Genomic DNA, 20,301 nt, shown 5'->3' with positions numbered 1-20,301 from the left:
TTTACCGTCCGGCAACTGTTAGGTAACCTTCCTAACAATTCTGCTCCGCGCCCCCGGAGGTACATGATGAGAATGCGCCTACTTGCGTTGGTGCTCCCGATCGGTCTGCTCGCCGCCCTCGGTGGATCCGCCGCCGATGCCGAGACGTTCGCAGACACCCTGCTGTCGCAGGGCAAACCGGTCATTGCCTCGAGCATCGAAGGTGACACGCTGGCCGCGGCTCGTGCGGTCGACGGCAACGCGTCGACCCGCTGGGCCAGTGCCGAAGGCTCTGATCCGCAGTGGATCCAGGTCGATCTCGGCCAGCCGGCCACGATCGGCCGGGTCAAGCTCAGCTGGGAGGCCGCGTACGCGAAGGCGTACCGGATCGAGGTCTCCGACGACGGGACAACCTTCACGCCGGTCAAGGAGGTTGCGAATGGCAACGGTGCGACCGACGACCTGACCGGCCTGCAGGCGCACGGCCGGTACCTCCGCCTGGTCGGCACGCAGCGCGCAACGTCGTACGGCTACTCGCTGTGGGAGCTCGAGGCCTACGGCGCGACGGACTCGACCGGCGACACCCAGGCTCCGACCGTCCCGACCGGCCTGAAGAGCACCGGCGCCACGGCCACCTCGGTCGCCCTCAGTTGGTCCGCCTCGACGGACAACGTGGGAGTGAGCGGGTACGACGTACTGCGTGATGGCAGCGTCGTCGCGTCGACGCCCGGTCCGCAGTACAACGACACCGGGTTGACCGCGAACACGTCGTACCACTACTCGGTGCGGGCGCGGGATCTGGCAGGCAACGTGTCCGCGGCGAGTGACGCGATCACGGTCACGACCAGCGCGGGCGGGAACGGCAGTTTCGTGCTCGCGGCGGCCGGAGACATCGCCGACCGCTGTACGGCGTCCGACTCGAGCTGCGTCCATCCGAAGACCGCGAAGCTGGTCGAGGCGATCAAGCCGGCCGCGGTGCTGACGATCGGCGACAACCAGTACGACGACGCGCACTTGTCGGACTTCCAGAACTACTACGCGAAGACGTGGGGGAAGTTCAAGAACATCACGCACCCGATCCCCGGCAACCACGAGACGTATGACGACGTTCCGTACGACGGGTACCACAAGTACTTCGGCTCGATCGCGACCCCGCAGGGGAAGAACTACTACAGCTGGGAGCTCGGCAACTGGCACTTCATCGCGCTCGACTCGAACGACTTCGTGAAGGAGGACGACCTGCGTGAACCGGCCCAGCTGACCTGGTTGAAGCAGGACCTCGCGAAGAACACGAAGGGCTGCATCGCGGCGTACTACCACCATCCCCGCTTCAGTTCCGGTGATCACGGCGACAACCCCGACGCCGCTCCGCTGTGGCAGACGCTGGTGTCCGCGAAGGCCGACCTGGTGCTGAACGGGCACGACCACCACTACGAACGCTTCCTGCCGCAGAACGCGAACGGCGATCCGGATCCGAACGGGCCGATGCAGATCATCGGCGGTATGGGCGGAGCGCCGCTGTACCCGGTGCACGCCGCGCATCCCGCGACCGCCAAGATCATCTCGGACTACGGCGTGCTGAAGCTGTCGATGACCGACACGACCTTCACCAGTCAGCTGATCGGCCTGGACGGGAAGGTCCTGGACAGCAGCCCGACGTACACCTGCCACTGATGTACCTCGCGTCCGTCGGCCCGCTCCGAACGCCACTGCGGCGGGTCCCCGCGAACGTCGTTGCCCTCGGCATCGTCAGTCTGGTGACCGATGTGTCGGCCGAGATGGTGACCGCGATCCTGCCGCTGTACCTGGTCTTCGGGCTCGGGCTGAACCCGCTGCAGTTCGGCTTGCTCGATGGTCTGTATGCCGGAGCGACCGCGGTACTGCGGCTGGTCGGCGGACATGCGGCCGATCGCTGGCGACGGTTGAAAGCCGTCGCCGGCATCGGCTACGCGCTCTCGGCGATCTCGAAACTCGGGTTCCTGGCGGCCGGATCCACGGTGCCGGCGATCGGCGCGGTCCTCGCGATCGACCGGGCCGGCAAGGGGATCCGGACCGCGCCTCGCGATGCACTGATCTCGTTGAGCAGCCCGGCGGAGACGATGGGCCGCTCGTTCGGTGTCCACCGAGCGCTGGACACCGTCGGTGCCTTCCTCGGTCCGCTGGTCGCCACGGCGGTCCTGTGGGCCAGTCTCGGCGACTACAACTCAGTCTTCGTCACCAGCTTCTGCCTGGCGGCCTGCGCTGTAATCCTCCTGACCACCTTCGTCCGCGATCACTCACCACCGTCACCGAGATCAGCTCAGTTGCCGGTCTTCGGTTTGCTGCGTGACCCGGACTTCCGCCGGTGCTGCCTGTGGGCGGCGGGGCTCGGTCTCTTCACGATCACCGACTCCTTCGTCTACCTCGCCGTACAACGCCGCTGGGACGTCAGCATCAACGTCTTCCCCCTGCTTCCACTAGGCACAGCCGGCACTTTCCTCCTGCTTGCCGTCCCTCTCGGCCGCCTCGGTGACCGCATCGGCCGCTGGAAGATCTTCCTTGGCGGCCACCTGGCTCTGGTCCTCGCCCTACTGGTCATCTGCGGCCCGGTCGGCAGCTGGTGGCTCGTCCTCGCCCTCCACGGCACCTTCTACGCCGCCACCGACGGCGTACTCCCCGCAGCCGTCGGCCCACTCCTCCCCGAACACCTCCGAGCCAGCGGGCTGGCCGTTCTGCAAACCGGCCAAGCACTGGCCCGAATGGCCGCCGCCGTCACCGTCGGCGTGCTCTGGACTCTCTGGGACCTCCGTCCCGCCATCCTCGCCATCACGCTCGCCCTGCTGGCAGTCACCATCGCAGCAGCCGTCTTCAAACCGCTTGAGGTACGCCGATGAGCCGCCGACTCCTCCTCGCCACGGTCGCCGTTCTCGCGCTTCTCGGTGGTGCGATCACGTACGTCGTCCAGGCCCGCACCGGCGGCGCGACCGAGAACGCCGTACCCGTCGTCACTGGTCAGCCGATGAAGCTCGACCCGCAGACCATGTTGTTCCGCAACCTCGCCGACGGACCCGACTCCGGCAAACTGGCCGCAGTACCGATGAGTGATCCCGCTGCGGCCCGGCGGGTGGGGGAGCTGCATTGCGACCGGTTCGCCGCGGCCCGCGGTACGGCGATCTGCCTGCGGCTGAAGCCCGGCTCGCTGCCGCCGTTGACAGACATGATCGTGCTGGATGCGAACCTGCGCGAACGCCATCGCGAGACGTTGCCGGGGACACCGAGCCGGGCCCGGGTCTCGCCGGACGGGCGGATCGTGAACTGGACCCTCTTCGTCACCGGCGACTCGTACGCCGCGACCGGCTTCTCCACCCGGACCGGCCTGTACGAGGTGGGCTCCGGGCGCTTGGTGAAGACCATCGAGGAGCTCGCGGTCTTCGTGCACGGGAAGCGGTACTTCGCCTCGGACCTGAACTACTGGGGCATCACGTTCGGTGCTGACGGCAACCGTTTCTACGTGACGCTCGGCAGCAAAGGGAAGACCTACCTGATCGAGGCGGACTACCGGGCGTACCGCGGCACCGCGATCGCCGAGAACGTCGAGTGCCCGTCCTTGTCACCCGACGGCCGGCGCATCGCCTACAAGCAGAAGGTCGCAACCGGGACCTGGCGGCTGGCAGTCCTCGACCTCGCCACCCACCAGATCACCCACCCACCCGAAAGCCGCTCCATCGACGACCAACCCGTCTGGCAGGGCAACTCCACCCTCGTCTACCCGGTCCGCAACACCCGGAACACCCTCGACATCTGGTCCGTCGGCCTCACCACACCACCCAAACTCCTCATCCCGGAAGCAACCTCACCCTCACTCGGTTACTGAATCACTGCCATAGATTGTCAGGTTTCGCTGGCATCGTTCACCAGGTGACTTCGAGACTTCGGTTGCTGCTGCCCGCAGCCTTCATCACGTCCCTCGGCAACAACATCCAGCTGCTCGGCGCCGCGTTGCTGCTCGTCCGCGCGCACGGCTCGATGCTGGACGTCGGCTGGCTCTTCATCGCCGTCGCCGTACCGCAGGCCGTCCTCTCGCCGTACTTCGGTCGTCTCGCCGATCGCTTCGACCGGCGCCGGCTGTGGGTGGCCTGCGACCTGGTCAGCGCAGCGGCCGCCCTCGCACTCCCGATCGGCCTCGCTCTGGGGGTCTCCCAGCAACCGCTCGTCTACGCAACCAACTTCGCTCTCGCGGTCATCGCCGCCCAGTTCACTCCGGCGAGCGCAGCGCTGATCCGCGAACGCATTCCCGCGGCCCAGCTCCGTCGCTTCAACGCCCACTACGAGATCGCCCTGCAGTGCGGCATGCTCCTGTCCGCATCGGTCGGTGGCGTCGCCCTCCAGTACTTCGGTCCGAAGCCGCTCTTCACCTTCAACGCCTTGACCTTCGCGATCTCCGCCGTACTCGTGCTGCGAGTCGGCTCGCGGCGCCGTCCGGTTGAGTCGCTCGAGGAGTTGCCGCAAGCAACCAGGCGGACCGGGCTGCCGCTCGCCCCGCTGGCGCTGCTGTTCGGTCAAGGACTGGTGGTCGTGACGGTGTTCAACGCGCTGCTTCCCGTGTTGCTGGTAGGGGAGTGGCATCGAGGGCCGGCCGTTCTCGGCGTGGTCGACGCCGTGGGTGGAGCTGGGTTCTTGCTCGCGGCGGCCGTTTACCGGCGATCCGCGCTGCGGTTCGGCGATTTGCGACTGGCAGTCGGTGGATTCCTTCTGTGTACGGGGTTGTTGGTCCTGCAACCACTGTTCGGCGTACCGGCGTTGATGGGGCTCGTGCTGGTCGGAGCGTTCGTGTTCGGCCAGGCGAGGATCGCTACCCGGTCGCTGCTGATGACTTCGGTGGACGAGTCGCGGGTCGGGCACGCGTTCGGCGTCGCCAACGGCTACGGCCTGACCGCGACCGTCGCCGTCATGCTCGTCGCCTCGGTCGTCACCAACCACACCGACACCCGCTACGGCTTCGCCACCCTGTCCGCCATCAGCGTCGTGTCGGCGACTGTTGCCGCGGTGTGGATCCGCCAGAGGCGGACCGCCACGCATGCAGAAGTGGTGGATATCGACCGCGCAGCGGCCTAGAGAGGGGGTTCTGCCTGCGTGGCGGTCCGCCCACCCAACCCAACAGCACTTATATAAGTGCTGTTACAATCCAGGAATGGACGACCCCACCGAGCAGAGTCAATGGCGGCCGCTGCAGGAGTTGCTGGCCCGGATCGACGGCGAGATCGGCCGGATCTACACCGATCGGGAGATCAAGGGCCTGAAGCCGACGTACGTGCGTGAGCTGCTCCAGCTGCACCTCAAGGGCCCGATGACGATCACCGAGCTGGCCGACACGATCGGGCGGACCCACTCGGCGCTCAGCCAGAAGGTGTCCGCGATGCGCACCGCCGGCCTGGTCCGGACCGTGCCCGGTGCGGATGCGCGCAGCAAGCAGGTCACGCTCACGGCCAAGTCGAAGAAGATCGTCGAGTTGCTGGCCGCCGAGTGGCGGGCGACTGAGGCTGCGATCGCGGAGCTCGAGGCCGAGCTGCCGTACCCGATGACCCAGGTCGTCCGTGACATCGAGGAAGCGTTGGCCAAGAAGAGCTTCTACGACCGTATCGCCGAGAAGCTGCAGTGAAGGGCACGTTGATCGACCTCGGCCCGCTGCGAGTCGTGGCCTACCGGCGGCTGTGGATCGGGCAGGTGCTGTCCGGGTTCGGCGGCCAGTTGACGTTCGTCGCGGTGATGTTTCAGGTCTGGGACCAGACCTCGAGCCCGGCCTGGACCGGTGCGGTCGGTCTGGCGCAGGCGCTGCCGTTGATCGTGCTCGGCCTGTTCGCCGGCACCCTGGTCGACCGGCTCGAACGGCGCCGGATCTACCTGATCACCACCTGCGGACAGTTGCTCACGGCAACCGTGATGGCCAGCCAGTTGGTGATCGGCCACGTACCGGTCGGCGTCCTCCTCGGCCTCGTCGCCGTACAGGCGTCGTTCGGTGCGACCTCCGGTCCGGTGGCGCGGACCGTCCTGCCGCACCTTCTGTCCCGCGAGCAGCTCGCCGCGGGGATCGCGCTCAACCGGATCGGGTTCCAGGGCGCGATGCTGGTCGGTCCGGCGCTCGGTGGGGTCATCATCGGCGCCTGGGGCGTCGGCGTCTGCTACCTGATCGATGCGCTCAGCTTCCTCGCCGCGCTATACGGCGTACTCGGGCTGCCGCGGATGCAACTCGAGGGAACCGCCAAGCCCGGGCTGCGCGGGGTATGGGACGGACTGACGTTCGTGGTGGCGACGCCGGTGATTCGTGGAGCGTTGGTGACCGATCTGGCTGCGACTGTGTTGTCGATGCCGATCAGTCTGTTCCCGGTGATCAACGCGGAGCGGTTCGGCAACAACCCGCGGACGCTCGGTTTGTTCCTGACGGCGATCGCCGTCGGTGGGGTGGCCGCGTCGCTGTTCTCTGGTTCGTTCACGCGGCTGCCGCGGCACGGCGTGGTGATGCTGTGCGGCTCGGCGGCCTGGGGAGTCGCCTTGCTGTTGTTCGCGTTCTCTCCGGCGCCGTGGCTGGCGTTAGTCTGTCTTGCTGTCGCCGGCGCCGCGGACACGGTCGCGGTTGTCTCGCGCAGCACGATCGTTCAGCTGCACACGCCGTCCGAACTCCTCGGTCGAGTCAGCGCCGCCGAGCAGATCGTCGGCCAGGCCGGCCCCGACCTCGGCAACCTTCGCGGCGGAGTGGTCGCCCAACTCACCTCACCCGTCGCCTCCCTCGCCTCCGGTGCGCTGCTATGTGTCGCGGCAGTCGCCGCGGTGGCCGTCAGTACGCCGGGGTTGCGACGGCCCGCGGTCACTCAGGACGCGTGACGGCGACGGTGCGGAAGCCGGCGTTGCCCATTGAGGACTCGGGCGTGTTGGAGGAGCGGGCGGCGTTGCGGTAGCGGTTGCAGTACGAGTCGTGGCAGAGGTACGAGCCGCCGCGGATCACCCGGGCCGCGCCGAGCGACGGTCCGACTGGATTCTCGGCGGGGGAGAACTTGTAGTACCGCGGGCCGAACCAGTCCGAGCACCACTCCCACACGTTGCCGACCATCTGCCACAGCCCGTAGCCGTTCGGCTGGAAGGTGCGTACTGGCGCCGTCGTGAGGAAGCCGTCCTCCTCGGTGTTCGTCCGCGGGAACTCGCCCTGCCAGATATTGCAGCGCCAGTCGTCGTCCATCAGCTCGTCGCCCCACGGGTACCGCGCCCCGTCCAGACCGCCGCGGGACGCGTACTCCCACTCGGCTTCCGTCGGCAGCCGCCGTCCCGCCCACTTGCAGTACGCGACCGCGTCGTTCCAACTCACATGTACGACGGGATGCTCGTCGAGCCCGTCCAGATCGGACCGCGAACCACCCGGGTGTCTCCAATCGGCGCCGCGTACTCCGGCCCACCACGGCGTACCGGACGCCGGCCCCATCACCTCGTCCGGCTCGGCGGCCAGCGCGAGGTGGAACACCGCGGAGTACCCGAACGTCTCGGCCTCGGTCCGGTAACTGGTCGCGTCGACGAACCGGGCGAAGTCCGCATTCGTCACGCTCGTCGCGTCGATGCTGTACGGCGCCAACTCGACCGTGTGCACCGGCGTCTCGCCGTCGCCGTCGTTCTCATCGCCGTTGCTGTTGCCCATCGCGAACGCGCCGCCTTCGAGCACCACCTGCTCGACCCCATGCTGACCGCGCTCCACCGGAACCGGAGGAGGCGCCGACACCTCACCCCGGGACGGCGCACAGCAGGAGTCGCTCACACCGCCAAGCTTAGGCAAGGGCTGGCGGGCCTTGTTCGATCCGGCGGAGGACCGGATCGAGGCGGTAGAAGTCCTTGCCGCGGATGAGTTGCCGCTCGTCCCACCAGGTCGCGCCCGCTTCGGCGAGCGGCTCGACGAGCGCGCGGGACGCGGCCGGGTCGGCCGGGCTGATCCCGCCGACGATCACGTCGTACGGCGTACTCCGGTCTTCGCGCTGCTCCTGGATGAACGCCACCAGTTCGCGTAGCTCCTCGACCGGTGGGGCCTCGCCGTGGTTCGCGCTCTTGAACAGCGGTACGGCGCCGTCCCAGCGCGCGGCCCGGCGCATCGGAGCCTTTCGCGGCCAGTAGCCGGCGATCCAGACCGGCGGCCGTGGTCGCTGAACCGTTGCCGGCAGCAACTCCACGTCATCGACCTGGTAGTGCTTCCCGGCATGGTTCACCCGCTCGCCGGACCAGTACGCGCTCAGTAGGTCGAGCCCCTCGTCCAGCCGCTCCGCCAGCACCTTCGGCTCGGTTTCGTCGCCGAAGCTGCCGAACTCGTCCTCGATCGGTCCGCCGAGCCCCGCGCCGAAGATCACCCGGCCGCCGCTCATCGAGTCCAGCGTGGCGACCTGCCGCGCGAGCTGCTCAGGCCGCCGCCGCGCGACCGGAGTCACGAGCGGTCCGAGCTTGATCCGCGACGTGGCCAACGCGGCCGCGGTCATCAGCATCCACGGGTCGCCGAACGGCTGCCCGCGCCGCTGCTCCTTGCTGTGTACGACGTGGTCCCACAGAAACAGCCCGTCCCAGCCTGCCTCCTCGGCCGCGGCTGCGACCCGAGCGACCGTGTGGGCGTCGGCGAAGTCCCCGAAGTTCGGAATGTTGATCGAGAAGCGCATAGTCACTCGGCCAACCGTAGTTCGACAAAGGGGATCGTGTCGCCCGGCAGCAGGTACGTCTCCACCTCGACGAACCCCTGCGCCTTGGCGAACCGCAGTCCCTCCTCGTTGCTGGCGAGGATGTGCGTCTCGATCCCGTCGCCCAGTTGTCGCCCCCGGTCCAGACAGTGCTGATAGATCGCCGAGCCGAAGCCACGACGCCGGTACGCCGGCAGCACGCGAGCGATCACCACCGCGGCCGCAGTCTCGTCCGAAGGCGGCCGTACGGTCGAGCAGCCCACCAGCGCGTCTCCGTCGTACGCCACCTCGAGCACGTTCCGCGTCAGCCGCTCGCGGATCTCGGCGACCGACAACGGCGCCGTCGGGATGATCTCGTTGTGCACGCGCTGCCAATCCAGCACCTGCGCGTCGTCCACCACCGGCACAATCCGCAGCCCATCCGTCATCCGGGCATAGTAACGTCCGACTTTGTGCGGATTCTCTTTGTGGGTAACAGCTTCACCTCGCGGAACAACCTGCCCGGGCTGATCAAGGGACTGGCCGGCGCGCGGGGGATCGAGATCGAGCACAAGCTGATCTCGGCAGGCGGGGCGTCGCTGCGGCAACATCTCAACGCGGGCAAGGCGCTCGACGCGATCGCGAGCGGCGGTTTCGACACCGTCGTACTGCAGGAGCAGAGCACGTTGCCGATCAAGAGCCCGGCGCGTTTCCGGGAGAGCGCGCGCGACTTCGACGCGGCGATCAGGGCGGCCGGCGCGCGTACGGCGTTCTACCTAACCTGGGCGCGGCGGAACGCACCGGAGACTCAGCAGGCATTGACCGACGCATACGGCGGGGCTGCGGTCGAACTGGGAGCGAGTCTGATCCCGGTCGGGACGGTCTGGGAGCGGTTCCTCGCGACTCATGATCAGCCCGCCCTGCACGACAAGGACAACAGTCACCCGGCTCTGGCCGGCAGCTATCTCGCGGCCTGCGTGTTCCTGATCGCGCTCCTGCAGGAGGACCCGGTCGGCATCGAGGTGCCGGTCAAGGGCCTCGACACCGCTCTTCTCCAACAGGCGGCCTGGGATATCTGCACCGAACTGGCGACGTAAGGAAAACACGGAAACATGTTGCCTAACCGTCCCGTGCTTGTCACGATGGGGCGGTGACGACGACATCTCAGGGACCGGCCGCGCCGGTAGCGGCTACCGCGCTGCGCCCGCTCGGCCTGCGCGACGTACAACTCGCGGGCAGCTTCCTCGGCGACCTGCAGGCGACCAACGGGACGGTCTCGATCCCGAAGGGCGCCGAGCATCTCGAGGAGCAGTGGGACAACTTCCGCGTTGTCGCCAAGGGGGTGAAGGATGCGGAGTACCACGGGCCGAACTACGAGGACGGCGAGGCGTACAAATGGCTCGAGGCGGTCGCGTGGGAGGCCGGCCGGAGTTCGGATCCGCGCTTGGCCGACTGGCTGGAGTCCCGGACGGCGCTGATCGCGGACGCGCAGGACGACGACGGGTACCTCGGTACGTTCGTGCAGTCGGGCCAGCGGGACGAGCGGTACGGGAAGCTCGACTTCGACCACGAGATCTTCAACATGGGCGCGATGATCCAGTCCGCGGTCGCGCAGTACCGGGCGACCGGGCGGACCGCGTTGCTCGATGTCGCACGCCGGGCCGGTGACCACCTGCATCGGACATTCGGCACCGGGCCGGGGCAGCGTGAAGGGTTCTGCGGACATCCCGTCGCCGAGCTGGCCCTGGTCGAGCTGTATCGCACCACGGGTGAGCAGCGCTATCTGGACCAGGCGAAGTACTTCGTCGATGCACACGGCCGCTCGATCCTTGCCCCGGGCCACCCCGGCCGCGCCGCGTACCTGTCCGACCGGATCCGGGTCCGGGAAACCACTACGCCCGAAGGTCACGCCGTGCGGGCGATCTACCTCGCCGCCGGTGCCACCGATGTCGCGATCGAGACCGGCGATGCCGAGCTGCTCGCGGCGCTCGAGACGCAGTGGCAGAACATGGTCCGGACGAAGATGTACGTCAACGGCGGCCTCGGCAGTCGCTGGGACGGTGAGTCGTTCGGCAATCCGTACGAGCTGCCGAATGACGTCGCGTATGGCGAGACTTGTGCGGCGGTCGCGAGCCTGCAATGGAGTTGGCGGTTGCTTTTGGCAACGGGCAAGGCAGAGTACGCCGATCTGATCGAGTGGCAGCTGTACAACGCCGTACTGCCAGGGGTTTCGCTCGATCGGTCGAAGTACTTCTATGTCAATGCGCTGCAGGTCCGGGCCGACTCCGACGATGCGGACAAGCGGGCTCCGGGCAACGGTCGGCAGCCGTGGTTCGGGACGAGTTGTTGCCCGACCAACCTGATGCGCACGTTCGCCTCACTGCAGCACTACGTTGCCACCAGCAATGAACGCGGGTTGCAGATCCATCAGTACGCCGCCGGCTCGATCACAGGAGCCGGGCTTCACCTCACCGTGACCACGGACTACCCGCTGTCGGGACGCGTCGTCATCACCGTCGATGAACCGGCCGAGACGGCGATCAGCCTGCGGATCCCGGCCTGGTCGGTCGGCGCCGAGCTCACCGTAGGAGACGAGGTCGTCCCCGGCGTTGCGGGCAGCTACGCCACGATCCGTCGGGCCTGGCAAGCCGGGGATCGCATCGTCCTCAACCTCCCGATGGCACCGCGTCTCGTGCACGGACACCCACGAGTGGAAGGGATTCGCGGCTCGGTCGCCATATGCCGCGGGCCGCTTCTGTACGCCGTTGAGCAGACCGACCAGACCGTACCCGTCGACGACCTGGTCCTGACCGGCACGACGCTGGAGGAGGTCCCGGGCACCGACCGCATCACCACGCGCGGCGCCGTTTGGCAACCGCAGTACGACCTCTACAGCGACGTACCGGCGGCGTTGGGTGCCGCCGTACAGATCGTTGCCCTGCCCTACTATCAATGGGCCAACCGTGACGTCGGACCGATGACGGTTTGGCTCCCGTATCAGCCCGCGGTCTCGTCGGTGGAGGCGCGGACGACGAGCTGACACGGCACTTGTTCGAGACCCGAGTGTGGTCGTCCCTCGATTGCGTCGAGCAACCGTTGGGCGGCCACCCGGCCGACGTCGGCGAGCCGCAGATCCACTGAGGTCAGTGGCGGACGGGCGCCTTCGGCAATCAACTCCCAGTTGTCTGTGCCGGTGATCGCCACGTCTTCCGGGATGCGGCGGCCGAGCTCCCTTAGGGCGTCGGCGCCTCCGCGAGCGAGCAGGTCGCTGCCGTAGTGGATCGCGTCGATATCCGGGTTCTCGCGGAACAGGATGTGCGTCGCCTGACGACCCCATGCTTCGGTCCAACCGCCGTACATCGCCATGCCAGTCAGCTCGAGGTCGGCCGCGGCTAGCGCCGAGGTGAGGCCGGCGTGACGGCGTCGTGCGGGGTCGAAGCGCTCCGGTCCGGTGACGTGGGCGATCTTCGTCCGGCCGATCCGGAGTAGGTGCTCGGCGACGAGGCGTCCGGAGGCGGTGTCGTCGACGACGACCGAGCAGTCGTTGTCGTCGGCCGACGGAGTCAGCGCATAGACGACGGGTACGTCGCGTGCGCCCGCCAACGGAGGCCGGCGATTGAAGTTGCGGCCGGTGACGATGAACCCGTCGACCCGGCGGCCGAGCAGCACGTCGACGTAGTGCCGTTCGCGGATCGGGTCGCCGCGGCTGTCGCAGAGGAACACCGAGATCCGGCCGGCCCCGAGCGCGTCCTCGGCGCCGAGCATGACCGGCACGCTGAACCGCTCGAAGCTGTCGGTGGTGATCATCCCGACCGTGTAGCTGCGCCGCTCGAACACGCTGCGGGCCAAGGCGTTCGGCCGGAAGTCGATCTCCTCGGCGGCCCGGCGGATCCGCTCCCGGGTCGCCTCGCTGATCTGGCCGGTGCCGTTGAGCGCCTTCGACACCGTGCCCGGCGACACCCCCGCCCTGGCCGCGACGTCCCTGACCGTTGCCCGCCGTTCCTGGCTCAACCGACCTCCCCATAACGATGTTTCCGGAAACAACCATACCTGCCGAGGCGGCCGATTCGTTCCTGTTACAACGTTGACTCTTGACCGATTTCGGCTCCGCTCCTATTGTCAGGAAACATGTTGCCGCCGTGTTTCGGTGGCCGTGTTCATCGCCCGAGGAGGGCTCATGTCAGCAACGATCGGACGGCGCCGGGCGCTGCAGCTCGGCGGACTGGCCGGACTCGCCGGGCTCGCCGGCTGCAGCGGGAAGTCGCTGGGTGACGGCGGGTCCGGCTCCGGCTCCAGCGGCGAGGCCAAGCAGCTGCAGTTCATGTTCTGGGGCTCGACCGCGGAGCAGAAGGCCATCACGAACATGCTCAAGGCCTTCGGGCAGGAGAAGTCCGGGGTGACGGTCAAACCCGTCTTCACGCCGGCCGACTACGACACCAAGCTGAACGCCCTGGTCGCCAGCAACCGGCAGCCGGACCTCTGCTACATGCAGAGCCCGATGGGCTACCGCCTCGCCGAGCAGGGCAAGCTCGTCAACCTCTACCCGTACTTCGACAAGTACCCGGACCTCGCCAACCGCCTGCCCGGCACGTACTTCTGGTGGGACAAGGGCAAGACCTACGGCACCCAGAGCGCGAACGAGATCATGTCGCTCTGGTACAGCAAAGCGGCCCTGAAGGACGCCGGCGTCGAGACCCCGCCGGCCGAGGCGGACAAGGCGTGGAACTGGGACACCTTCGTCCAGAACGCCTACAAACTAACGCTCGACCAGAACGGTAAGCACCCCGACGAGGACGGCTTCGACCCGAAGCGGATCCGGCAGTACGGCGTTTCCGCGGGCCTCGGCCCGACGGTATACCAACCGCTGCTCCTCAGCCGCGGCATCAACTTCGCCGACGACACCGGGCGTAAGTCGATGCTGGACAGCCCCGAGGCGATCGAGGTGTTCCAGAATCTCGCCGACCTGATGTACAAGCACCGAGTCGCGCCGACACCCGCTCAGCTGGGCAACAACGCGCCCAGTACGACGGTGCAGCTCAAGACCCGCCGGGTCGCGATGGTGATCGACGGGCAGTGGACGCTGCTGGATCTGGCCCAGGGCAAGCTCGAGTTCGGTATGGGTGTGCTGCCGAAGTACGACAAGCCGATGACGATCACGCTGGGCGGCGCGACCGCGATCTTCTCCTCGACCAAGCACGAGCAGGAGGCGGTCGAGCTGTACCTGTTCCACGACAACCCGACCAAGGTCGACCTGTTCAGCACCGGACTCTGGATGCCGTTGGAGAAGCGGTACTACACCGATCCGAAGGACATCGACGTCTGGACGAAGAACGACGCGCATCCAGCGGAGTACAAGACGGCCGGAGTCGACTACACGATCAACAACTCGGCGCCGTACTTCTACCAGAAGCTGCGCAACATCGATGCCATCGACAAGGTGCTGACGCCGGCCATCCAGGTCATCCAGCAGGGCAAGACCCCGGCCGCCGACGTACTGAAGCCGCTCGCGTCGAAGCTGAACGGCAGTCTCCTGCAGGGCACGTATCCCACCAACGGCAGCTGATGAGAGCAGAACGACGCTGGGGATGGTTGCTGGCGGCACCGGCGATCCTGGGGTTCCTGATCTTCACGATCGGGCCGATGATCGCGTCGCTGTTCTTCAGCCTGACCGACTGGCAGATCGGTGCGCCCGCTCGATTCATTGGCCTGGGCAACTATCACCAGCTGGCCCACGATCCGCTGTTCTGGAAGTCTCTCAACGTCACGACGTACTACACCCTCGGCGTCGTACCGCTGACGCTGCTGGTCGGGTTCGTGGTCGCGATGCTGGTCAACCAAGGCGTCCGGGGCCGTGGGTTGTGGCGGACGATCTACTACTTGCCGACGCTGGTGCCGGCGGTGGCGAGCTCGGTGCTGTGGATCTGGATCTTCAACCCTGACTTCGGTCTGCTGAACAGCATGCTCCGGCAGGCGGGGTTGCCGACGTCGAGCTGGATCTACGGCGAGCAGAGCGCCGTACCGTCGCTGATCCTGATGAGCACCTGGGGTTTCGGGAACGCGATGGTGATCTTCCTGGCCGGGTTGCAGGGTGTACCGCGGCAGCTGTACGAGGCGGTCGCGATCGACGGCGGCGGGACGTGGGCGCGGTTCCGGCACGTGACGCTGCCGTTCATGACGCCGACGATCTTCTACAACCTGGTCACCGGCACGATCGGCACGTTCCAGGTGTTCAACCAGGCCTACATCATGACCCAGGGCGGGCCGAACAACGCGACCGAGTTCTACATCTACTACCTCTACACGAAGGCGTTCACCGACAGCGAGATCGGCTACGCGAGCGCGCTGGCCTGGGTGTTGTTCGTGATCGTGCTGGTGATCACCGTGCTGCTGTTCCGGAACGCTCGCCGATGGGTGTACTACGAGATGGGAGCGGCTCGGTGATTCGAGAAGGCTCGCTGGTTCGCCGTACCGCGGTCTGGATCCTGCTGGCCGCGGGCGGACTGATCATGGTCACGCCGTTCGCCTGGCTGGTCCGCAGCGCATTCATGGATGACAACCAGATCTTCGTGTCACCGCCGCAATGGATCCCGCGACCGTTCGCGTGGGCGAACTTCAGTGGAGCACTCAGCTCGCAGCCGTTCGCCCGCTACTTCCTGAACACGATGATCATCGAGGTGCTCGTCGTCACCGGGACCGTGCTGACGTGCGCGCTCGCGGCGTTCAGCTTCTCGCGGCTGCGTTGGCGTGGGCGGAACCTGATCTTCGGGCTGCTGCTGACGGGCGTGATGCTCCCGTACGCCGTGACGCTGATCCCGACGTTCGTCATGTGGGGATCGGTGGGGGCGCTCGACACGTTCATCCCACTGACCGTGCCGGCGTGGTTCGCGGGGGCGGGCGGCGGGGTGTTCAACATCTTCCTGTTCCGGCAGTTCTTCCTGACCATCCCGTACGAATTGGACGAGGCGGCGTACATCGACGGAGCCACCCCGTGGAAGGTCTTCTGGGCGGTCATCATGCCGTTGTCGAAACCGGTCGTCGTGGTCGTGGTGATCTTCACCTTCATCGGCGTCTGGAACGACTTCCTCGGCCCGCTCCTCTACCTGACCTCCGACAGCAAATTCACCCTCGCCCTCGGCCTGGCCGGCTTCCAATCCACCTACACCGCCCAATGGGGCTTCCTGATGGCCGCGTCCCTGGTAGTAATCCTCCCCATAATCCTCATCTTCTTCGTCCTCCAACGCTACTTCGTAGAAGGCGTAACCCTCACCGGCGTAAAAGGCTAACCAGCCACCGCCCCACAACCCCTCTCCTGTCGCCCGCCTCCGGCGGCGTACGCGGGCTCGGGCTCGGTTGTGGTTGGTGGTGGTGCGGCGATCGGACACCGCTTCGCGGCGGCTGTTGTGTTGGCCGCCTTCGGCGGCGCGGACGGATGTGGTCTCGGCTGCAGGTGATTTGGCCAGCCCCAGGTGGACGGGGGCGCCAACGGCGAGGTGATCGCGGTGGCTAAGGACATGAGGTAGTGGACTGCGACGGCGGTTCGGCGACCGGTTCAGGCGGGGAGGGTTGGTCCGGACGGGACCACCTCATGTCGTTAACGTCGACTCCGCGTCGCGCAACGCGCGGGAATCGTGTGGTGGGTGCGGCAATCGGTGACCGCCTCGCGGCGGCTGTTCTGTTGGCCGCCTTCGGCGGCGAGGGCGAATGGGGAGTCGGCTGCGGGACGCATCAAGAAGAGGCAGTGGGCCTAGCATCGCTGGTGTGGAGAGGCTTGATGACGTCGGGACGTTCTGGCTGGCCACCGAGCCTGAGAACGAGGTTCATGGTGCGCTGACCTTTGATCCGGACTCGCGTGGGCGTCTTCGGCTTGATGGAGTTTTGGGTCTGACGGGCCGGCCCGCGGGCTACGTCAGGCTCCTGGGGAAATCACAAGAGCACGCCTATACCCTCGAGCGCTGCTTCGAGACGAACCGCAAGGGCGCCGCGGTACTCGCGCCGGCGGGGCTCGGCGTATCGACCTGGAGTGTCGGCGAGGTCTACACCAACGTTCACTTCTCCGCGGATGAAGAGATTGCGTTCGATCGGATGATGATCGAGCTTGAGGATTTGGCCTCATGGCTCGGACGGAACGGGATCACCTCAGATGGCGCACAGCACGTCGACGGGGTGTGGGTTGCGACAATTGAGGGAAAGTGGCTCGGTCGGGAGACAGTGAAGACTGACTTCGGTGATCTGGACATCACACACAACCTCGGCCAGCGGAGCCATGTTCCCCGCGAACTGACGTTGTGGCAGTCGTTCGGCATGCTCATCAAGCTAAGCTCCGTGGTGCCGAAGGCGGAGCTGCTCGAGATCGCCAGTGACATTCAGGATCTCGTGTCGATGGGAATCGATCGGCCGAGTGCCTATACCAAGGTCCAGTTCAGTCATCCCGATGTAGTTCAGGATCTCGGCGACTCGAAGTCCGAGCGGGTTTCTATCGACCATTTCGGACGATGGATCGTCACGGAGGGCGCGTACGACCTGCCTCCAACTGACATAGCGTTCAGCTACGTCGACATTGGTGGTGGACCGGGATTGCGGTCCTGGTTCTCGTTGGCAGCGGACCACCGAAGCACGTTGGCTCGAATCATGGCAGTCAGACGCCCGACAGGGATGTACTCGGAGGACAGGCTCCTCAACGCGGTAGCCGCAGCAGAAGGTCTGCATCGCGACCTCACTGACCTGCCCGGGAGGACCCCGCTGAAAGCCAGGTTGATCCATCTTGCCCAGCTAGCTGGGCCCCGATTCGAGGCTGGACTTGCAAGCGTTGACAAGTGGAGCGAGTTCCTGACGGAAGAACGGCACGAGCATGCGCATAACCGGAGTCAGCGGCCGTCGTCGAACGTTGACCACTACCGGCACATGGCGGACTCCGTCTACTGGTTGATCGTCTTGTGTTTGCTCTCGCAGATCCCGACCGCTAGACCGGCGATCGAACGCGTGGAAGGAAGCTCGGGATTCGAGATCATGACAGCCTCGGTCAGCGAGATAGTCGCCCGACTCTGAGCCCCTCGCCGTACGCCTCGAGCGTGCCAGCGATTTCGCGAAGCCAGTGCGGAGACCGGCGCAGGGTCGACGCAGATACCTCGTCCACATGACACTCGCCCGACCGCGTTCAGACGGGTAGACGCTGGCTCTGCCGCCGAAGGCGGCCAACAGAACTGCCGCCGCGGAGTGGCGTCCTTTGTTGGCGGGGGATGGGTATTGGTTGGCTTTCTAGCGGTGGTGGGCCAGGGGGTGGGTTGGTGAGACTGGCTTGGAGGTTGTCGAGGTCAGGAGAGAGAAATGGCGACGTTTGTGTTGGTGCCGGGCGGGTGGAAGGGGGCTTGGGCGTATGAGGCGGTGGTGCCGTTGTTGGAGGGGGCCGGGCATGACGTGCACGCCATGACGTTGACCGGTTTGGGGCCAGAGGACGACATTGCGACGGTTGCTTCCGCCAACCTCGATACGCATGCGGACGACGTACTGCGGCTGCTTGATCGGGCGCAGCTCACGAGCGTGACGTTGGTCGGGCACAGCTATGGCGGGATGGTGATCTCTGCTGCCGCGGATCGTGCCGGCGGGCGGGTCTCGCGGATGGTGCATCTTGACGCCTACGTTCCGCACGACGGTGAATCGTGTTGGTCGGCGACGAACGACTACTTCCGGGGAGTGTTCGCGGCCGGTGCGGCGGCTACCGGGTACTCCGTCCAGCCGCCGGGCAACCGTGATCCGCGCCGACGGCCGCATCCGCTGGCGTCGTTCATGCAGACGATCCGGCTCACAGGTGCCGTCGCTCAGGTGCCTCGTCGCGAGTTCGTCTATTGCTCGGGGTGGGAAGACCAGACGCCGTTCGGTCCACTTCGCGACCGACTTCAAGCCGATCCCGACTGGCAGGTCCACGACCTCCCGACCCGTCACGACGCCATGAACGAGGCGCCGGCGGCGGTCGCTGAGATCCTCCTCGGCGACCACGACCACGACCACGACCACGACCACGACCACGACCACGACCACGACCACGACCACGACAGCAACCGCGACAGCAACCGCGACAGCAACCGCGAGGGTGAAGGCGGCGCGGATGCTTTTGGGCTACTTGGCGTCGTGGAAGACGAGGCCGAGGGTGTGGCGGTGGCCGGTGCGGATTGGGGAGACGCCGTGGCGGACCGGTGAGGCTGACCAGCCGCGGGTGGACTTGACCGGGCGGTCGCGGGTGGTGAAGACCAGGCCGTGGCCTTGGGGGATGAGGGTTGAGGTACCGCGGGACTGGGCTCGGGGGCGTTGTTCGACCAGGAGGAATTCGCCGCCGGTGTGGTCCACCCCGGGGTCGTTGAGGTTGATCACGACCTGCAGTGGGAACACCTTGTCGCCGTACAGGTCGCGGTGCAGTGCATTCCAGTCACCCGCGCCGTACCGCAACAGGATCGGGGTCGGCCGGGTCTGGCCGGCTTGGTGGCAGATGTCGAGCCACTCGTCGAGGGTGTCCGGCCACTCCGGCTCGCGGCCGAGTTTGGTATACCAGTCGCGCGCGATCGGCAGCAGCCGCGGGTACAGCGCTTGCCGCAAGGCCTCAATCTCTGAAGGGAACGGCCGGTCGAAGTACCGGTACTGACCTTCGCCGAACCGGTACCGGGCCATGTCGATCGTGGCCCGGAAGCGCTTCACCTCGTCGTACAGCGCCGCGATCCGGACGGCCTCGGTCGACGTCAGCAACTGCGGCAGCAAGGCGCAGCCGAGGTCGTTCACCTCGGCGGTCACCGCGTCCCAGTCGGCTCCGGCTACTCGTCGCTCGTACTTGTCCATACGTCTGGAACGGTCTAGCGCAGGTTCGTGTGAGTCTGCTCCAGCACAGTGATCGGCGCGAGCATCGTCGCGTCGTCGAGCGGACGCTGCCCGGACGCGAGCATCTCGAGGAAGACCTTCAGACCAGGTACGACGTACTCCGCATCGAGCTGTACGTCGCGACTGACCAGACCGGTCCGACCGACAATCTCCGCGTGGAAAGGCACCCGGCCGTCGCCCCTCGGCGTAACTAGTTGCAACGTAACTAGGACGTCGTTGCTCCGGTAGCGCGCGACGATCGTCGAGCCGACGCGGTCGACCTCGACCGGACCTGGTTCTCCAGGGGCGAGCCGTTGGGCGAGGTCGGCGACATGGATTCCGTAGAAGAAGATCCCGCTGTACTCGCTGTCCGGATCGGCCGGCCCGGTGACCGTGACCGCTTGGAGATCGCCGACCTCCGCGGCCGCGAGTACGTCGGCATCCGCGAGCCACCGAACAGCAGAGTACGAGGTGACGAGCGTGCCACTACGCGCCGCCGCATCAAGGATCGCCCGCGCATCAGCCGTACTCGCGGCGAGCGGTTTGTCCACCCAGACAGGGATACCCGCGTCGAGGAACGGTACGGCGTGCTCGCGATGCAGAGCGCCGTCGCGATTGGTGACGATCAGCGCGTCGACGGAGCCGATCAGTTCGGCCGAGCTGGGGACGACTTGGGTGATGCCGCCGGTGGCTGCGAGCTTGTGGGTCTTCTCGTCGTCGCCGACCAGCGCGACCACCCGTGCGTCCGAGATCCGATCCACATTCAAGAGCCGAACGATGTGGTCCGCGTGGCTGTTCTCCGTTCCAACCAAGGCGATACGCATCA

Annotated in this window: 19 protein-coding genes; 13 read left to right on the top strand and 6 right to left on the bottom strand. The window is 66.6% G+C overall.

Annotated features, from left to right (window positions below; genetic code table 11):
- Nucleotides 1-72: 72 nt before the first annotated feature.
- The 6 genes from EV650_RS17035 to EV650_RS17010 all read left to right on the top strand — a co-directional run bounded on the left by EV650_RS17035 (nt 73) and on the right by EV650_RS17010 (nt 6,837).
- Nucleotides 73-1,653, top strand: coding sequence for a discoidin domain-containing protein (locus tag EV650_RS17035; protein WP_134119720.1), 1,581 nt, complete (start codon nt 73-75; stop codon nt 1,651-1,653).
- Nucleotides 1,653-2,852, top strand: coding sequence for an MFS transporter (locus tag EV650_RS17030; protein WP_134119719.1), 1,200 nt, complete (start codon nt 1,653-1,655; stop codon nt 2,850-2,852). The genes EV650_RS17035 and EV650_RS17030 overlap by 1 nt, the downstream gene beginning before the upstream one ends.
- Nucleotides 2,849-3,832, top strand: coding sequence for a TolB family protein (locus EV650_RS17025; protein ID WP_134119718.1), 984 nt, complete (start codon nt 2,849-2,851; stop codon nt 3,830-3,832). Before EV650_RS17030 ends, EV650_RS17025 begins: the two co-directional genes overlap by 4 nt.
- A 44-nt stretch (nt 3,833-3,876) precedes the next feature.
- Nucleotides 3,877-5,073, top strand: coding sequence for an MFS transporter (locus tag EV650_RS17020; protein ID WP_134119717.1), 1,197 nt, complete (start codon nt 3,877-3,879; stop codon nt 5,071-5,073).
- A gap of 76 nt (nt 5,074-5,149) precedes the next feature.
- Nucleotides 5,150-5,617, top strand: a complete 468-nt coding sequence (locus EV650_RS17015; RefSeq protein ID WP_134119716.1) for a MarR family winged helix-turn-helix transcriptional regulator — start codon at nt 5,150-5,152, stop codon at nt 5,615-5,617.
- Complete coding sequence (locus EV650_RS17010; protein WP_134119715.1) at nt 5,614-6,837, top strand: MFS transporter; 1,224 nt, start codon at nt 5,614-5,616, stop codon at nt 6,835-6,837. Before EV650_RS17015 ends, EV650_RS17010 begins: the two co-directional genes overlap by 4 nt.
- On the opposite strand, the gene EV650_RS17005 is transcribed toward EV650_RS17010, so the two are convergent.
- The 3 genes from EV650_RS17005 to EV650_RS16995 form a co-directional block, all read right to left on the bottom strand.
- Nucleotides 6,821-7,696, bottom strand: a complete 876-nt coding sequence (locus tag EV650_RS17005) for a formylglycine-generating enzyme family protein (protein ID WP_500778893.1) — start codon at nt 7,694-7,696, stop codon at nt 6,821-6,823. The two genes, EV650_RS17010 and EV650_RS17005, sit on opposite strands and share 17 nt — an antisense overlap.
- Nucleotides 7,697-7,766: 70 nt before the next feature.
- Nucleotides 7,767-8,636 carry an LLM class flavin-dependent oxidoreductase gene (locus EV650_RS17000; RefSeq protein WP_134120117.1) on the bottom strand — a complete coding sequence of 290 codons (870 nt, stop codon included), beginning with the start codon at nt 8,634-8,636 and terminating at the stop codon, nt 7,767-7,769.
- Nucleotides 8,637-8,638: 2 nt separating this feature from the next.
- Entirely contained in the window at nt 8,639-9,082 is a 444-nt protein-coding gene (locus EV650_RS16995; RefSeq protein WP_134119714.1) for a GNAT family N-acetyltransferase, read from the bottom strand.
- A gap of 24 nt (nt 9,083-9,106) precedes the next feature.
- On the opposite strand from EV650_RS16995, the gene EV650_RS16990 reads away from it, so the two are divergent.
- Entirely contained in the window at nt 9,107-9,730 is a 624-nt protein-coding gene (locus tag EV650_RS16990; RefSeq protein WP_134119713.1) for an SGNH/GDSL hydrolase family protein, read from the top strand.
- Between the two features lie 53 nt (nt 9,731-9,783).
- Nucleotides 9,784-11,673, top strand: coding sequence for a glycoside hydrolase family 127 protein (locus EV650_RS16985; RefSeq protein ID WP_134119712.1), 1,890 nt, complete (start codon nt 9,784-9,786; stop codon nt 11,671-11,673).
- On the opposite strand, the gene EV650_RS16980 is transcribed toward EV650_RS16985, so the two are convergent.
- Nucleotides 11,631-12,644, bottom strand: coding sequence for a LacI family DNA-binding transcriptional regulator (locus tag EV650_RS16980; RefSeq protein ID WP_134119711.1), 1,014 nt, complete (start codon nt 12,642-12,644; stop codon nt 11,631-11,633). The genes EV650_RS16985 and EV650_RS16980 overlap by 43 nt on opposite strands.
- A 166-nt stretch (nt 12,645-12,810) precedes the next feature.
- Between EV650_RS16980 and EV650_RS16975 the strand changes: the two genes are divergently transcribed.
- The 5 genes from EV650_RS16975 to EV650_RS16955 all read left to right on the top strand — a co-directional run bounded on the left by EV650_RS16975 (nt 12,811) and on the right by EV650_RS16955 (nt 18,827).
- Nucleotides 12,811-14,196: an extracellular solute-binding protein gene (locus tag EV650_RS16975; RefSeq protein WP_134119710.1), complete on the top strand. Its 1,386-nt coding sequence runs from the start codon at nt 12,811-12,813 to the stop codon at nt 14,194-14,196.
- Nucleotides 14,196-15,074 carry a carbohydrate ABC transporter permease gene (locus EV650_RS16970; protein ID WP_134119709.1) on the top strand — a complete coding sequence of 293 codons (879 nt, stop codon included), beginning with the start codon at nt 14,196-14,198 and terminating at the stop codon, nt 15,072-15,074. The genes EV650_RS16975 and EV650_RS16970 overlap by 1 nt, the downstream gene beginning before the upstream one ends.
- Nucleotides 15,071-15,916: a carbohydrate ABC transporter permease gene (locus EV650_RS16965; protein ID WP_238174236.1), complete on the top strand. Its 846-nt coding sequence runs from the start codon at nt 15,071-15,073 to the stop codon at nt 15,914-15,916. Before EV650_RS16970 ends, EV650_RS16965 begins: the two co-directional genes overlap by 4 nt.
- 475 nt (nt 15,917-16,391) lie before the next feature.
- Nucleotides 16,392-17,678 (top strand): ApeA N-terminal domain 1-containing protein, encoded by a 1,287-nt coding sequence (locus tag EV650_RS16960; RefSeq protein ID WP_134119707.1) that lies wholly within the window; start codon nt 16,392-16,394, stop codon nt 17,676-17,678.
- A 279-nt stretch (nt 17,679-17,957) separates the two neighbouring features.
- A complete protein-coding gene (locus tag EV650_RS16955) occupies nt 17,958-18,827 on the top strand; it encodes an alpha/beta fold hydrolase (protein WP_202874566.1) in 870 nt (289 codons plus the stop codon).
- Here the strand turns inward: EV650_RS16955 and EV650_RS16945 are convergent.
- A complete protein-coding gene (locus tag EV650_RS16945; protein WP_134119706.1) occupies nt 18,747-19,457 on the bottom strand; it encodes a 2OG-Fe(II) oxygenase in 711 nt (236 codons plus the stop codon). The two genes, EV650_RS16955 and EV650_RS16945, sit on opposite strands and share 81 nt — an antisense overlap.
- A 14-nt stretch (nt 19,458-19,471) precedes the next feature.
- Complete coding sequence (locus EV650_RS16940; protein WP_134119705.1) at nt 19,472-20,299, bottom strand: Gfo/Idh/MocA family protein; 828 nt, start codon at nt 20,297-20,299, stop codon at nt 19,472-19,474.
- Nucleotides 20,300-20,301: the final 2 nt, after the last annotated feature.

Origin of the sequence: Kribbella kalugense, from assembly GCF_004365875.1 — a bacterium.
Taxonomy (GTDB): Bacteria; Actinomycetota; Actinomycetes; order Propionibacteriales; family Kribbellaceae; genus Kribbella; species Kribbella kalugense.
This window is presented reverse-complemented; position numbering and strand designations above follow the sequence as displayed.

Excerpts from the sequence above, each read along its gene's own strand:
- EV650_RS17035 (WP_134119720.1), top strand. The coding sequence starts at position 73 with ATGCGCCTACTTGCGTTGGTGCTCCCGATCGGTCTGCTCGCCGCCCTC.
- EV650_RS17030 (WP_134119719.1), top strand. The coding sequence starts at position 1,653 with ATGTACCTCGCGTCCGTCGGCCCGCTCCGAACGCCACTGCGGCGGGTC.
- EV650_RS17025 (WP_134119718.1), top strand. The coding sequence starts at position 2,849 with ATGAGCCGCCGACTCCTCCTCGCCACGGTCGCCGTTCTCGCGCTTCTC.
- EV650_RS17015 (WP_134119716.1), top strand. The coding sequence starts at position 5,150 with ATGGACGACCCCACCGAGCAGAGTCAATGGCGGCCGCTGCAGGAGTTG.
- EV650_RS17000 (WP_134120117.1), bottom strand. The coding sequence starts at position 8,636 with ATGCGCTTCTCGATCAACATTCCGAACTTCGGGGACTTCGCCGACGCC.
- EV650_RS16995 (WP_134119714.1), bottom strand. The coding sequence starts at position 9,082 with ATGACGGATGGGCTGCGGATTGTGCCGGTGGTGGACGACGCGCAGGTG.
- EV650_RS16975 (WP_134119710.1), top strand. The coding sequence starts at position 12,811 with ATGTCAGCAACGATCGGACGGCGCCGGGCGCTGCAGCTCGGCGGACTG.
- EV650_RS16970 (WP_134119709.1), top strand. The coding sequence starts at position 14,196 with ATGAGAGCAGAACGACGCTGGGGATGGTTGCTGGCGGCACCGGCGATC.
- EV650_RS16955 (WP_202874566.1), top strand. The coding sequence starts at position 17,958 with ATGGCGACGTTTGTGTTGGTGCCGGGCGGGTGGAAGGGGGCTTGGGCG.
- EV650_RS16945 (WP_134119706.1), bottom strand. The coding sequence starts at position 19,457 with ATGGACAAGTACGAGCGACGAGTAGCCGGAGCCGACTGGGACGCGGTG.
- EV650_RS16940 (WP_134119705.1), bottom strand. The coding sequence starts at position 20,299 with ATGCGTATCGCCTTGGTTGGAACGGAGAACAGCCACGCGGACCACATC.